Source organism: Bremerella sp. TYQ1 (assembly GCF_020150455.1).
GTDB lineage: Bacteria > Planctomycetota > Planctomycetia > Pirellulales > Pirellulaceae > Bremerella > Bremerella volcania_A.
This window is the reverse complement of the sequence record NZ_CP083740.1, coordinates 5,856,085-5,869,716: the sequence shown is the minus strand read 5'-3', so window position 1 is coordinate 5,869,716 and position 13,632 is coordinate 5,856,085. Positions and strand designations below refer to the sequence as shown.

The 13,632-nt window shown below is 54.5% G+C and carries 12 protein-coding genes; 6 read left to right on the top strand and 6 right to left on the bottom strand.

Annotation, left to right across the window (positions count from 1 at the left end; all coding sequences use genetic code 11):
• Positions 1-400 precede the first annotated feature (400 nt).
• From ilvB to LA756_RS23855, 3 genes are all read left to right on the top strand, one after another.
• Complete coding sequence (gene ilvB / locus LA756_RS23865) at positions 401-2,131, top strand: biosynthetic-type acetolactate synthase large subunit (RefSeq protein ID WP_224440426.1); 1,731 nt, start codon at positions 401-403, stop codon at positions 2,129-2,131.
• A gap of 298 nt (positions 2,132-2,429) precedes the next feature.
• On the top strand, positions 2,430-3,413 hold the full coding sequence (locus LA756_RS23860) for a DUF1559 domain-containing protein (protein WP_224437233.1): 984 nt from the start codon (positions 2,430-2,432) through the stop codon (positions 3,411-3,413).
• A 49-nt stretch (positions 3,414-3,462) separates the two neighbouring features.
• Positions 3,463-3,861, top strand: coding sequence for a hypothetical protein (locus LA756_RS23855; RefSeq protein ID WP_224437232.1), 399 nt, complete (start codon positions 3,463-3,465; stop codon positions 3,859-3,861).
• A gap of 65 nt (positions 3,862-3,926) precedes the next feature.
• Here LA756_RS23855 and LA756_RS23850 read toward each other — a convergent pair whose 3' ends face one another.
• The 4 genes from LA756_RS23850 to LA756_RS23835 form a co-directional block, all read right to left on the bottom strand.
• Entirely contained in the window at positions 3,927-4,742 is an 816-nt protein-coding gene (locus LA756_RS23850; RefSeq protein WP_224437231.1) for a hypothetical protein, read from the bottom strand.
• 33 nt (positions 4,743-4,775) lie between these two features.
• Positions 4,776-5,573 (bottom strand): hypothetical protein, encoded by a 798-nt coding sequence (locus LA756_RS23845; RefSeq protein ID WP_224437230.1) that lies wholly within the window; start codon positions 5,571-5,573, stop codon positions 4,776-4,778.
• A gap of 36 nt (positions 5,574-5,609) precedes the next feature.
• Positions 5,610-7,550 carry a vWA domain-containing protein gene (locus LA756_RS23840; protein ID WP_224437229.1) on the bottom strand — a complete coding sequence of 647 codons (1,941 nt, stop codon included), beginning with the start codon at positions 7,548-7,550 and terminating at the stop codon, positions 5,610-5,612.
• 183 nt (positions 7,551-7,733) lie between these two features.
• Positions 7,734-8,372, bottom strand: coding sequence for a TetR/AcrR family transcriptional regulator (locus LA756_RS23835; protein WP_224437228.1), 639 nt, complete (start codon positions 8,370-8,372; stop codon positions 7,734-7,736).
• Positions 8,373-8,489: 117 nt separating this feature from the next.
• Here LA756_RS23835 and LA756_RS23830 point away from each other — a divergent pair, with 117 nt between their 5' ends.
• From LA756_RS23830 to LA756_RS23820, 3 genes are all read left to right on the top strand, one after another.
• Positions 8,490-9,719, top strand: a complete 1,230-nt coding sequence (locus tag LA756_RS23830) for a multidrug effflux MFS transporter (RefSeq protein ID WP_224437227.1) — start codon at positions 8,490-8,492, stop codon at positions 9,717-9,719.
• Positions 9,720-9,963: 244 nt separating this feature from the next.
• Positions 9,964-10,632: a response regulator transcription factor gene (locus LA756_RS23825; RefSeq protein WP_224437226.1), complete on the top strand. Its 669-nt coding sequence runs from the start codon at positions 9,964-9,966 to the stop codon at positions 10,630-10,632.
• A gap of 462 nt (positions 10,633-11,094) precedes the next feature.
• On the top strand, positions 11,095-11,454 hold the full coding sequence (locus LA756_RS23820; protein ID WP_224437225.1) for a hypothetical protein: 360 nt from the start codon (positions 11,095-11,097) through the stop codon (positions 11,452-11,454).
• A gap of 102 nt (positions 11,455-11,556) precedes the next feature.
• Here the strand turns inward: LA756_RS23820 and LA756_RS23815 are convergent, their stop codons facing one another.
• The gene (locus LA756_RS23815) at positions 11,557-12,255 is read right to left on the bottom strand and encodes a C39 family peptidase (protein WP_224437224.1); all 699 of its coding nucleotides are present in this window, start codon (positions 12,253-12,255) and stop codon (positions 11,557-11,559) included.
• A 29-nt stretch (positions 12,256-12,284) separates the two neighbouring features.
• Positions 12,285-13,472 (bottom strand): transporter, encoded by a 1,188-nt coding sequence (locus LA756_RS23810; RefSeq protein ID WP_224437223.1) that lies wholly within the window; start codon positions 13,470-13,472, stop codon positions 12,285-12,287.
• Between the last annotated feature and the right edge of the window lie 160 nt (positions 13,473-13,632).

The following is a 13,632-nucleotide window of genomic DNA, read 5'->3' as shown; positions in this document are numbered from 1 at the left end:
GCCATGCCCACGTTCGCGTGGGCATGCAAGCAATCGGCCAGATCATCATGCCTACGCAAACGTGGACGAACAACCATCGCTAATTTCTTACCTATCCGTGAAAATCGGCGCAATCTGCGGTTAATAGTCTAGCTGACGCCCTCAAATTCACCCCAATTTGGTGGGTTTCCGCAACCGAAAAACGCTTGATTCGGTTGAACCCTAGGCCGCGACTGCCTATCCTTATAGTTTGGACCAATGTCCCTTGTCCGCCCCTATGGCAATAGGGCCTTTTTAAAGGGCGGCAAGCAATCCTCAGCGTGCATCGGTTTGCACCTGGATTGGGTTCAAAGGAATCTGTTTCATTCACCGGAGAGAATCTGTGAGTACTTCGACTGAAAAATCTACGAGCAACCAAGTCATGCTAGGCGCCGACATTATGATCGAATCGCTGGTACGACATGGCGTAGAAGTACTCTTCGCTTATCCCGGCGGTTGCAGCATGCCTTTGCACCAGGCGTTGACGCGTTACAAGGACAAGATCCGCACGATCCTGCCTCGTCACGAACAGGGTGGCTGCTTCGCCGCCCAAGGCGTCGCTCGCTCGACTGGCAAAGTGGGGGCCGCTATGGCTACCAGCGGTCCCGGGGCAACGAACCTTGTGACTGCGATTGCCGATGCCAAGCTCGACAGCATTCCGCTGATCGCCATCAGCGCCCAGGTGCCGCGTGCAGTGATCGGATCGGACGCGTTCCAGGAAACGCCGATCGTGGAAGTTTGCCGTGGTATCACCAAGCACCATTATCTCGTGACCGACATCAAAGACTTGTGTCGGATCATGAAGGAAGCTTTCCATATCGCCACGACCGGTCGCCCTGGTCCTGTGCTGATCGATATCCCGAAAGACGTTCAGCTCGAACAAACGGTTCCAGATTGGGACTGCGAAATGAACCTGCCTGGCTACAACATCCAGTCGCGTCTGGCCAAGCCGGAACAGATCCGTCAGGTCGCCGCCGCCATCAAGCGTGCCAAGCGTCCGATCATCTACGCCGGTGGCGGGATCATCACCTCGGAGGCGTCGGAAGAACTTCGTGAGTTGGTCAAAAAGACCGGCATCCCTACCACGATGACGGTGATGGGTCTCGGTACACTTCCTAACTCCGATCCGCTTTCGCTCGACATGCTCGGCATGCATGGGACCGTTTACGCTAACTTGGCGGTGAGCGAGTGCGACTTGCTGATCGGCTTGGGCGTTCGCTTCGACGACCGCGTGACTGGCAAGCTGGCCGAGTTTGCTAAAGACGCCAAGATCGTCCACATCGACATCGACCCAGGCGAACTGAACAAGAACAAGATCGCCCACATTCCGATCGTCAGCGACTTGAAGCCTGCCCTCAAGATGCTGAACGAAGTGGTCGAAGCCCCTGACGACATCTCCGATTGGGTTGCCCACTGCCAGGACATGAAGAAGAAGGACCCGTTGACTTACAACAAGGACTTCGAAGGCATCCTGCAGCAGCACGCCATCGCCGAGCTTTCGCGAATGACCCAAGATCGCGAAACGATCATTTCGGTTGGCGTCGGCCAGCACCAGATGTGGGCGGCTCAGTTCTATCAGTTCAAGAAGCCTCGTACGTGGTTGTCCAGCAGCGGTCTCGGCACGATGGGCTTCGGCCTGCCTGCGGCGATGGGGGCTCAAGCAGCCAACCCTGATGCACTTTGTATCGACATCGAGGGGGACGGCAGCTTCCAGATGAACATCCAGGAACTTGCCACTTGTTATTGCGAAAACCTGCCGGTGAAAGTGCTGCTGCTCAACAATCAGCACCTCGGCATGGTGGTGCAGTGGGAAGACCGCTTCATGGCCGGTAACCGAGCTCATACCTACCTCGGCCCGATTCACCACGAAGAATGGTACGGCAAGGGTGAAGACATTTACCCGAAAGAGACCTACCCGAACTTCGTCCAGATCGCCAAAGGCTACGGCTGCGGTGGCGCAACCATCCGGGCCAAGGCCGACCTCGTTCCAGCCCTGGAAGAGATGATCAACTACGACGGCCCTTATGTCCTGGACGTTCAAGTTCCTTACCAGGAACACGTGCTGCCGATGATCCCTAGCGGCATGACCGTCAAGGAAATGATCAAGTCGTAAGGCTTGATCGCAGCCATTTGAAATCAACGAAGCGGGGAATGTGCCAACGTTCTCCGCTTTTTTATGCGCTCCCCAGAAGCGTTATCCAAAACGCTGACACCTAAAGGCCACCTCAGTGGTAGTAGTCTTCTTTTTAAACGAAATTGCGCAAATCAAAGCATCAATCCCTTTATTTCTCTAGCAACATGGTGTCTGAATCGCTACGCTAAGAAGTGTGATATCCCCCAATATCACCCTCTTCGTCATGCACAAGTCGTTATCCCCCAGTTGATCTATTTCTTTACTTGGGAACTCACAAATGACTGCGTGCAAAGTACATCGGTCCGCCAAAGCATTCACGCTCGTGGAACTGTTGGTGGTGATCGCCATTATTGGAATCCTGATTGCGCTGCTGCTTCCTGCGGTGCAACAAGCTCGCGAGGCCGCTCGTCGTTCGCAGTGTGCGAATAACTTAAAGCAGATGGGCCTGGCACTTCACAATTTCCACGACACGTACGATCGATTTCCGCCAGGCAACGCGAACAATAGTCCACCCTTTGGAACCGGCACCGTATCGGTCGGCGGGGCATCGTGGATGGCCTACATCATGCCGTTCCTGGAACTGAACAACGCCTACGAACAAGCCGACTTCCTGAGCCAGAACTTCAATGCCACGTCGATTACCAATGCGCTGAGCAACAAAGAATTCGCCGTCTACCGCTGCCCTAGCAATCCGATTCAAAAGCAGTTTGCCGACTACACACCTAACGCGATGATCCCAGACTACGTCGGCATCGGCGGGCATGTCGCTGGTTACGGAGGCATCGGTGCATCTGACTATTCCGCCGACACCAACAAAGGGATGTGGGCCACCAACGGGTCGCTCATCAAAATTGGCAAGCTGGGCTTTAAAGACATTACCGATGGCAGCAGCAACACCATGTTTGTCGGGGAAGTGGGCGACTGGGTTTACGACTCCAGCGGAGCGAAGCAAGACTATCGGCCAGGGTTTTATCATGGTTTCGCGGCCGGGTGGCAAACGAACACCAACCCACACCGAGCCCACAATATCACCATCGTTCGCTACCTCGTGAACCCAGGCGAAAAGCAAACCTTCACGACCTCCGCGACCGACGGCGTCTACTACGACGGCTACAACAGCCCGCTCCGTTCGGCCCATCCCGGCGGAGTGCAGATTCTAATGGGAGATGGATCGACGACCTATCTCGCGGAAACGGCCGATATCGCTTACGTCGCCAAGCTGGCCAATCGAGCCGATGGCGAAGTCCTGGGCGGATCGTAAGCTGCTAAGTCGTTTCCAGCATCCATTTTTATAGATAGGCCAAACAAGCATGCAAACTTCAGCTCTGCGCCGCAAGACGTTCCTGCTCGGCTTGGCGTTGCTGTTCGGTTGTAACTCGCAACAGCTACCCACCCGCCAGACGATTGTAGGAACGATAACCATGGATGGCGAGCCGATTTCCAAGGGAAGCGTTCACTTCTCTTCTGCTCAAGATGTTGCCGAAGGAACCGAAACGTTTGTCGATATCATCGACGGCGAATACAGGGCCAAAGTGACGCTCGGCAAAAAACGTGTCAGTATCCGGGGCCTCAAAGAAACTCGCCCCGGCGGACCAGACATGCCGCCAGACTACATCGACGTTGTCCCCGGAAAGTTCAACGTCAAGTCGCAGCTTGAAGCAAACGTAACCGAAGACGCCGAGCGATTCGACTTTGAGCTGAAAAGCTGAATACGATTCTCAGTCCAACCGAGTAAGCGAGGAACGTGGTTTCGTTCCTCGCTTTTTTCATGCCATTACGGCTTATCAGGTACCTTTTCAATCCACAGCCGAAACAGATCTTGCGGCAATCCATCGTCGAGTTCCGCAGGCGGCCAATGAGTGCTGTCGTATGCTTCATGGCGAATTAGAACGATCTCGTCGTCTAAATCGAAACTTTGCGAGATCCCTTGCGGCATGGCTTCAGTTTTAATGCCAATGACTCGATCTTGACCGTCATCGTTTGATTTGAGAACACGGTACTTCCGATCAGCGAAGCTACTAAGCCACCTCGAGCATTTCCAAGGTAGCGGACGTTGAAATGCTGTGATTGGAAAACGATGAATACCATGCTTAATCTGCTTGTCTTGATTGATTTGAAACAGTACAGCGTCACTCCCCTGCAGTACGGTACGCCCGGAAGGCAGCTTCTGAGAATGGGGTTCACGGAAATCGAACGTCTGTGAGATTGTGTAGAAATTACCCCCTGTCAAAGTCGTGCATTCGGAAATCGTTTTGGAAGATGAAGGCTGAAATAATTCACGAACCTCATATCGCACAAAACATGCGCTCCCTTCTGGAATGTAAACCCGCCACTGGCACACTTGCCCCAAGGGAATATCCATCGGCAAGACGTAAACCTTGTTCGGATCGCGAACTTCGATAATTTGATTCGCCTTGCGAATATTGGAAAGCTCCGCTTCTAACCGAACGCGATCACGTGTCATGGCAATTTGAGATGTGATCAGGCCGATGATGGTGGTTAGCAGAATGATGGTTAGTATCGAAAAGCGAAACCACCGCTTCCGCGTAGCTGGCTTGGCATCGGTTGATGTCTTGGTCGTTTGGTCCATACCAATGAGCTTACCGCCAAGTGAATCAAAGATCTATGGAATCGACTGATCAGGTTCTTTTTCAATCCACAGCCGAAACACTTCCTGAGGCAGCAGGTCGCTTGAGGCTTCGTGCTTGGGGGGAGCGGCGTGTGCTTCGTATTTGAAGAGCACCACTTCCTCGTTGGCGTCGAATTCGGATTGCGGAGTATTCAACATCGCACCTGTCGCACGAAAAGAAATCGTTGGCGACGGCCGGTCGTCGGAAAGAGGGGGCAATTGGAACTGATCTTTCGAGACTTCGTTCGCGACGAGCCAGCTCGGGGCATCCACGGGCAAACCATGACGCACTCTGCCACCGAAACCGGGACCGCTTACCGTAATATTGACATGCCACTCACTGTTTTTCGTAGCTGGCGTGAACTGAAACGTTTGGGCAATGGTGTAAGTGCCCGTCGGGATCTTCATGCCTGAGTATGGCCGGTAAACGTGGTGCGGATCTCTGTCGGGCGGAAGATCTTTCCAGTCGTACTTCAACCGATAATCGCTTCCCTTAGGCAGATGAACTCGCCATTGCCCCATCCTTGGGAAGGGACTTGCCATCGCACGAACGTAAATCTTCTTTGGATCGACGACATCCAGAAGTTCGTTCGCCTCGCGAAGCTGACGCACTTCTTCGCGTAGTGTCAGCGTCTGCTCTTTCCACTTCGCACGTTCGCCGATCATCGCAAACAAGGCGACCACTAACGCGAACAGGGCCGTCATCCCAAGCAGCGATAAGATCGAGAAACGAAGCAGTCCCTGCGAATTGGCTGGTCGCTGCGCCGGAGCGGTTTCGGTGGTTTCTTCCATGCCGAAAAGTGTACCGCTGCGTTAGTCGACATTCCACTACAGCTTCGGAATGGGCACCTTCTGATCGCTCTTCTTACGCCGCAAATCGAAATAGTGCGGCACGAGCGTCGAGCCATAGCCACGCTTCACTTCCCACGCCGCTCGTGTTGCCCAAGGCGTGCCTGCGTATTCTTTGGTGACGAACTTTAACAGTTCGTCCGCGCGATCGGCGTCGGCTTGCGTCTTGTCGGCGGCGACGAGCTCTTTCCGCGTACGAAGCTCCCAACCGCGGAACTCCATGTACTCCGGTCGTTCCGGGTTCGGAGGGGTTGGGTTTTGCAGGAACAATTCACTGCTCACGCCATACTCGTAGGCGCGGCAACGATACGCATACAACTGCCCAAGGATTAAATCGAAATTGGCCTGCCAGCGAAACGACGTCGAGTTGTCGCGCAGCTTGATGTTCTTCTCCATCACTTCGATTGCTTCGTCCAAGTAGCGGCCATAGGGAATAACTTCCGATTGTTCTTTGCGGACCTGGCTGGCCATCTCTTGTGGGTTGCGGCTGTACCAATGTCGAATGGTCAGCACGTCGGCACGGTCTTTCTCGAACGGATTCAAATCGTACACCACTTTGGTGATCAAGCTTTTCAGCGGGTCACCTTTGATCTCGGCCACTTGTTCCGCACGGGGCCGCAAGTCTGGTCGATAGTGGTCCATCGTTTCGGGATTGAACTTGCGATCGGTCACCCGATGAATCTTGTCTTCCTGGCCAGGCAACATGAAGAATCGGCCACCCGTTTCTTTCGCCATTCGTACTTGCTCGTAAGGCCCGAAGCCCGCCGTCATGGCATCCCAACGTTTGCCGTAACCGTCGGTTTGAAGCTGTTCGACGAAGGCTGTCTCTGGCCCGCGATCGATCCTCAGCAAATGCATCTCACCATCAAACGGATGCCGCCATTCATAGTGAGCGTACGGATAGCCAAACATCGCCTCACGGCCGAGCACGAACAACCGGCAATCCATCTGCTGGGCCGCTTTGATCGCGTTTTCCAGCTGAGAAGCGTTGTCAGCCGTGTTGCCGCTTTCGTCGGTCACCAGAATGAGTGCGATCTTTCGCTCGGCGATATTGGCATATTTCTTATGCCGTGCCAGCGCTTCCATAATCGCCGAACAACTCATCTCTTCGCCCGATGCATCGACTTGAATCTGATCGATCGCGTCTTGAATTTCGGTGAGCACTGCCGTCGGGGCCGGGGTCAACTGCTGGAAGCCTTGCCCGTAACTGGTGATCGCCGTGGTGAGCATGTCCCCCTGCCCTTCCTCGGTCAGGCCAATCTCTTGGTACACGCGTGCGATCCGTTCCCGGATCTTCTGCTGATCATCCTTCATACTTTCCGATTGATCGAACACCCAGATCACAAGCACTTTGTTCTTCGACATCATCCAGATCAGCTCCTGGGCAATCTGATCCATCGCTTCCTGGTAGTTGGAAACGACTTCCTGAGCCGAACCGATTGTCCCGGATGGAATCTCTTGAATCAGCGAGTCGGTAACTTTCGAGATCATCGCGATGTCGGTCAGCTGAACGTCGACCGTTTCTTTCGGGTCGACCACCGGCTGATCAAGCACTGGAGCCGACATCGATGCCACTGCCAAGCCGCTCATTCCCATCTCCGAAACCGGCATGCTGGCCTCAGCCATTTCGGTCGAAATCTCTTCCATGTCGGTTAGTTCAATCTCGAACATCTCCAGCTCTTCGGTCGTGTCTGGTTCGATCACCGTCAGCAATTGCCGCCGCACGTTGGGATCGGTGAACGTGAACATCGCCAGCAGCACGACCAAGGCGAAGTGAAAGACAAACGAAGTCAGAAACGCCGTCGAATGGTATGCCGCATGGGCAGCCGAACGGAGCATGCCGCGCGGGGCTTCTTCGTAAGTTTCAATCAGCGGCGGCGAACCGGTACCGGGCGACGAAGTGGAGGGCGATTCAGGCATGATACGTTCCGCGGATAGACAGGATGGACGATACGTATAGAATCCAACCTATCAAGCAAAACTCATACCTTCCAATATTTTGCGGTTTTGATTTGACCAGCCTGCATCAATGCATCGAAAGGACATGCCCTCATGTCGCATGAATCGACTTGCATGCCGTTTCATGTGACATCGGCGCAAGCATCAGTACCCCAGCAGCCGCAGGGCCGTGTCGACCTGATCTTCCATCTGTTGCCGCGTAGGCTTGGGGCTGCGACCGAAGAGAGCCCCGAGATGATTGCGTGCCAGCGCCGCTCCGAGTAGCGTCGATGTCATTTGATCGACGTCTTCAACCTTCGGTCCGACTCCTTCATCCGATGCACGCTCGACCGCCTCGGCCAGATAGCGACGAGCCTTAGAAATGACGCGGTCATGAAAGTCACGAGCCAGCTTGGGCGTTCGCTCTGCCTCGGAAATTAGCAGACGCGTCAGACGCACTTGTCGCGGACTCATGATGTAACGCACCATCGCTTGAAGCCGACAACGAAGCTCGGTCCGTGCGTCTTGCCGGTGACTGCTGTCGTCGTTCTCCCAGGGCGAATCGCCCAACCCCCCAACCATCGCCGCGAATAGGTGCTCTTTGTCAGGGAACTTCGCGTAGAGTGTCTTCTTGGACATTCCTGCCGCTTTGGCAATTTCTTCCATCGTTGCCGCACCGAAGCCTGAAGTGGTGAACACCCCTTCGGCCGCCTTTAACAGCAACTGACAGCGCTCTTTCTCGGTATAAACCGGGGGTCGGCCTGGTTTGGACTTCGCTTTATCCGAGGGTACGGGTTTCGTCATCGCCGTTGACTTGCCAATGGAAGAAGAATATCGTTCGGTTTAAGAAACGATATCGTTTCCATTCTTCACATTCAAGTGAAAAAACCTGAGTATCTTTGAATCCTCGCAGGACGCACTATGACTTCGCGGCAAATTCATCCTTGGCTGATCGCTCCCTTGCTGGGAATTTTGGGCGCTATCGGTCCCCTGGCGATCGATCTTTACTTGCCAGGCATGCCGCAAATCACCTCCGAGCTGAACATCAGCGAAGGCATCGGCCAGCTGACATTGATGACATTTCTGTCAGGACTGATGGTGGGCCAATTGTTTTATGGCCCCCTGTCCGATCGAATTGGTCGTAAACCGATGATCGTGGCTGGCTTGGTCCTGTTTATCATTGCGTCGATTGGATGTGCGTTCGTGCAAACGGGCGAACAGTTTCTCGCCCTTCGTTTCATCCAAGGGCTCGGCGGGGCGATTGGTCGTGTCGCTGGCATGGCGGTCGTCCGCGATCTTTACACCGGTAAGACCGCCGCGAAACTCGTCGGCATGATGATGCTCGTGCTGGGGCTCGCGCCGATTCTTGGCCCGCTGTTAGGATCCGGCATCTTGATGATTGCTTCGTGGCGTTGGATTTTCATTTTCCTTGCGGCGTTCGGAGCCGGATGCATCATGCTAGTGACACTTCTGTTGCCGGAGACTCGGCTGCCGGAACAACGAACCTCTAGCCATCCAATGGCGGCTCTTCGCAACTACGCCACGCTGATGGTCAGTCGCCAATACATGCCGTATGTTGCCGCGATGGCTTTTGCCCAGGCCGGAATCTACGCTTACCTGACGGGATCGTCGTTCGCGTTCATCAACATCCATGGTGTTTCGCCGACGATGTACAGTGTGATTTTCGCCACGAATGCGATCGGCTTGATGATCGGTGCCCAAACAGGTCCGCGTCTGATGGGTCGCTACAGTGCCGAAACAATCATCCGCGCCGCTCTGGGTTTAAACTTTCTCGCAGCGGCGACACTGCTGGGCTTAGAGATGGCAGGCGAGATGAATGTGATCGCGCTGTCGGTGCTCCTCTTTCTGATCATCATGTCGATTGGTTTTGTTTTGCCGCTGTGTGGCGTGATGGCGTTGGAAGCGCACGGCAAAATCTCTGGCACCGCCTCGGCATTGATGGGAGCGTTTCCTTACGGCTTCGGTGCGTTGACCGCATTGATCGTCGGTATGACCGCCAATGGAACCGCCATGCCGATGGCAATCACCATTGTGCTGACCAGCTTAGCCGCTGGCATTACGGCTCATTTAACGTTCCCCAAACCGGAGCCACATGGCGAGAACGTCCAGCTTGGCAAAGAAGCCGTCTAACGATTGAATCGAAAATAACGATTCTGTCGCCTATTAAGTAGAACGCAGTGCGACGTGTGCGAGGCAAAACTCGTACACGTGTCACAGCCGGAACAGGGACACAATTTCGGTCGGTATTCGCGTGACATTCTCCCTAGGTTTTGATTGCGGCGACCCGCGATCCGATTAACCTAGCTTTTTTGGACAGCGAATTTTCCGGCAACGGGAATTCGCTTTCTTCCCACTTATAGGGAGATGTGCGAACTTGGGGGCAGACCGGGTTCAGAAGGTACTTATTGTTGATGACCATCCCATTTTTCGAGACGGACTGAAACTTCATCTGAAACGACACTCCGGCTTTTCCGTCTGCGGCGAAGCGAGTGGCGTGCAAGATGCCGTCGCGTTGACTCGCGAGCTCAGGCCGGATCTAGCACTTGTCGACTTGCGCCTGCCGGACGGGCACGGACTCGACTTGATCCGAAAAGCCAAAGCCATTCATCGTGGCATCACGTTTCTTGTCATCTCCGTCTACGACGAATCAATTTACGGAGAACGATCGCTCCGAGCAGGCGCGGCCGGATATATCTGTAAGACCGAAGTCGGGGACACGCTTCTCTCCGCGCTCGAACTTGTCGCCGCAGGCAAGATCTATGCGAGTGCCGACGTCACGCAACGTTTGCTGGTGCCCAACGGAAACCGCAACGACCGTGCTTCACCGATCGATCCACTGACCGATCGCGAACTGCAAATCTTTGAACTCCTCGGCAAAGGTTTGACGACACGCGACATTGCCGAGCGTCTGCACTTAAGCGCCAGTACGATCGATACTCATCGCGAACGCATCAAACGCAAACTTGGTTTGCATTCGGGCAACGAACTGATTCGCTTCGCCGCCCAGTGGGCAATGCAAGATGGCGAAGTCGGTTTGACCTGAAAAGACAATCGACTTTTACCACCGAAGCTACGGTTTGTGCCCCGCCTTACGGAATGGGTCGCGGAAATCCACAGCGCCACTTGTCTGAAATTGGCGTGCGACTTGTAGTGCCCTCTGCGGTTGTAGGGCAATTCACGACATTGAACTCCACTTCGCGTCGATCGTTCTACCGCGTTTATTACTCGGTAAATCGCGATGCGGTAGCGATTTCTTTCTGCGCGTCCGCCGCATCACAACGCATTTGGTCTCGCCTCTAACACGACAACGGCGTAGCACTTCTTGCTACGCGAAGGTAGCCGCAAAAACCAAAGCAGTTTAAAGATCGGTACGATCCAATCCCCATTTTGCGGGAATTACAATTCGTCTTGAAGTGGCCACTTCATCACTGGAACGACGCAGTTCGTTTTCCAGGATCTCGACTGATTTTCAACTTGCTTATTTTGTGACTCGGAGAACTTTTCAATGGTACGCACTAGTTTCCTGATGATTGTCGCGGTTGCTGTTTGCTTCATTTCCAGCACCGCCAATGCCGCCGAACCAAACGGCAACGTCGATCAATCTGCTTTGGCCGCCATGGGCCTGGCCGACTTGGAAGTCATGACCGACACCGAAGGTGAAGAAGTTCGCGGTTCGTTCGCTTCCGCTTGGGGTGGCAGCGGTTTGCTCGGTCGCGTTCTCGGTGGTAGCGGTTACTCGGCTCACGGTCCTAACGGTGCCGGTGGTTCGGCGACCACGCAGCGTGGCATCGGCGTGAACCTGCTCGGTCTCCCAATCTCGGTGACCACCTACAGTTCGCACAGCTCGGCAGCTTATGCCTATTAAGGCTTAGCCGAACGACTACATCTCGGAAAACTCCCGGGGTGTGGAGACGGAAAATGACCGTGCAGGGCAGTGTGCGGTCATTTTCTTTTTTACCCAACGAGATCAATGCGGACTCGTGAAAACCTTCTCGGGAAACGTCCGAATGACTTGATCGTTCAGCCACCCTCGCGTTAGCTCTTCAAAGCCAATCGCCAGTTCCGAATTCTTCGCTCCCGTTTGCCCCTTCTTGGCGACCACCAGCACGGCGTTCTTAATCCACTGCTGCTGGAACTTTCGCTCGGTGATACGAATGTTCCCCCGACCAGGATCGGCCAGGTAAACCCAACCGTCGGAAAACCCTCGCACGACTACGAAGTGATCGAACTCTTCCAGCCGCAATGCGACGATCAGCGGAACTTTCACCTCGCGGATCTTATCGAGCTCTAACTTACCAATCGTCGAAACGTAACCCATCTTCACGGCGACCAAACGTAAGTCCGAGATCGCCAGGCCATTCTTTACGCGGTCGGCGAGAAGCTCCTCGGTGAGGTACTCTTCCAAAACGTCCAGCACGTCATTCTCGGTGACGTCGTCGCCCCAGTAATAGTGAGCAATCGTTGCCAGCGCCGCTGCTCCACACGAGTAGTCGCGTTTCTGCTTGATGACATGATCGTCGCGAAAGTCAGTCCAAGTTTTCACCCGCGTTTGCATCACTCGCTGCGAATCGCGAACGGGCGCCTGATCGGGTCCCCATGCCAAGCCGGACCGCACGAACGAAAGCATTACTAAGGTGACCAACGCGAACTGAGTCAACGTTTTCATGTTTCAATCTTTCCGTTATTCGGTTTGCGTTAGCGTGTCCAGACGATACCCACCACACTGTCGGCGGCCGCGTTGGTCATGCCAATTTCCAGGAACGGTTCGATGATTCGTTTACAGCGCGAAGCGGTCACCGCAAAGCGAGCACGCATCGGTTCGCGAATTGTGCCTGGCACTCCTTGTCCGTTGACTTCCGTTTCCGTCACCGCCAGGCCTAAAAACGAGGTGCTCAGCGTGACGGTATCGTTCACCGCGAAACCAACGCCAAAGTTGTACGAGAACTGTTGGCCATATTGCACGTCGACGCCTGAGAACTCCCGCTCGAATTGGTACTGATAACCGACGCCGTAAAACAGGACGATCGGGTCGTATCGCTGCACACACAGCACTTGAATAGAAGGGGCCCAAACGGCATTGGCCAGCGTGGCCTGATTCACTCCGGTTGTCGCAAAGACACCATCGCCAGTGGGTACCGACAGCCCAAAATTGAGAATCACGTCAGGGCTATGCTCGCCGCAGCTTTTCAGCCAGTGATAATTCACGCCGAGCTGCAAGTCGCCGATACCGCCGTTGTTGTTGTATTCGTCGAAGATACCTGGCGAAGAAAACTCGATCTGCGACCAACCGACCGGCAGCGAAGCAGACAGCTGCACATCTTTGTTCCAGCCATATCGCACTGCAAAAGGAACTTGCAGCAACCGCCGCTTGGTTTCGGCCGGAGCAACGCCTGATGGAAACAGGCTGATCGGCAGTTCGAAGTTATCTTTGACGTAGACCAGGCCATAGTCGAACTGCCACTGCCCAGGCTTCAGCAGAACGCTGGCCGTTCGCAGGAACTGAACGCTTTGGTCCTCTTCCTGCTCGCCGTAGCTTTGATCTTCCTTCTCTTCCGACTTTTTCTCTGGCTTCGGTGCAGGCAAGTCGGCTGGCTTTTGCAGCATCATCGGCGTATCGACCGTCGGTGGTTTCGGCGGCAACGCCAGCTGCGCGTAAAGCGGCAGCGACTCGTTAGCACTTGTCGGAATGACGCCGTAAGCGACATCTTCCGGCCGTGGCTCATGACTTACAAAGTCAGGCTCAGCCCGCCATAGCGAGCCACTATATTCATTCGCCGCTGTCGTTTTCGAGAAGCAAATGGCCAACAGTCCACAGCAGATCGTAAACCGTTGGAGACTGCGCGCAAAACAGCGGTATCTAAGATGGCATCGAAAGGAGGTCATCCGTGAAATCCTCTAGCAGGATCGATGGTGTTCATTGCGTTCACGGCTGGGGTGTGGACCATCCTTCTGGTCAGTCCGCCGTGAATGTGCCCCGCTGAAATCGCTTTGCCTTGCACCAAAGTGCGAAAAGCATTTTCAGCTCCAATACGCCGCTTTGGCA

Bases quoted from the DNA above. Each gene is read 5' to 3' on its own strand.
- LA756_RS23835 (WP_224437228.1), bottom strand. From the start codon at position 8,372: ATGACGAAACCCGTACCCTCGGATAAAGCGAAGTCCAAACCAGGCCGA.
- LA756_RS23850 (WP_224437231.1), bottom strand. From the start codon at position 4,742: ATGGACCAAACGACCAAGACATCAACCGATGCCAAGCCAGCTACGCGG.
- LA756_RS23855 (WP_224437232.1), top strand. From the start codon at position 3,463: ATGCAAACTTCAGCTCTGCGCCGCAAGACGTTCCTGCTCGGCTTGGCG.
- LA756_RS23810 (WP_224437223.1), bottom strand. From the start codon at position 13,472: ATGACCTCCTTTCGATGCCATCTTAGATACCGCTGTTTTGCGCGCAGT.
- LA756_RS23820 (WP_224437225.1), top strand. From the start codon at position 11,095: ATGGTACGCACTAGTTTCCTGATGATTGTCGCGGTTGCTGTTTGCTTC.
- LA756_RS23845 (WP_224437230.1), bottom strand. From the start codon at position 5,573: ATGGAAGAAACCACCGAAACCGCTCCGGCGCAGCGACCAGCCAATTCG.
- LA756_RS23860 (WP_224437233.1), top strand. From the start codon at position 2,430: ATGACTGCGTGCAAAGTACATCGGTCCGCCAAAGCATTCACGCTCGTG.
- LA756_RS23830 (WP_224437227.1), top strand. From the start codon at position 8,490: ATGACTTCGCGGCAAATTCATCCTTGGCTGATCGCTCCCTTGCTGGGA.
- ilvB (WP_224440426.1), top strand. From the start codon at position 401: ATGCTAGGCGCCGACATTATGATCGAATCGCTGGTACGACATGGCGTA.
- LA756_RS23815 (WP_224437224.1), bottom strand. From the start codon at position 12,255: ATGAAAACGTTGACTCAGTTCGCGTTGGTCACCTTAGTAATGCTTTCG.
- LA756_RS23840 (WP_224437229.1), bottom strand. From the start codon at position 7,550: ATGCCTGAATCGCCCTCCACTTCGTCGCCCGGTACCGGTTCGCCGCCG.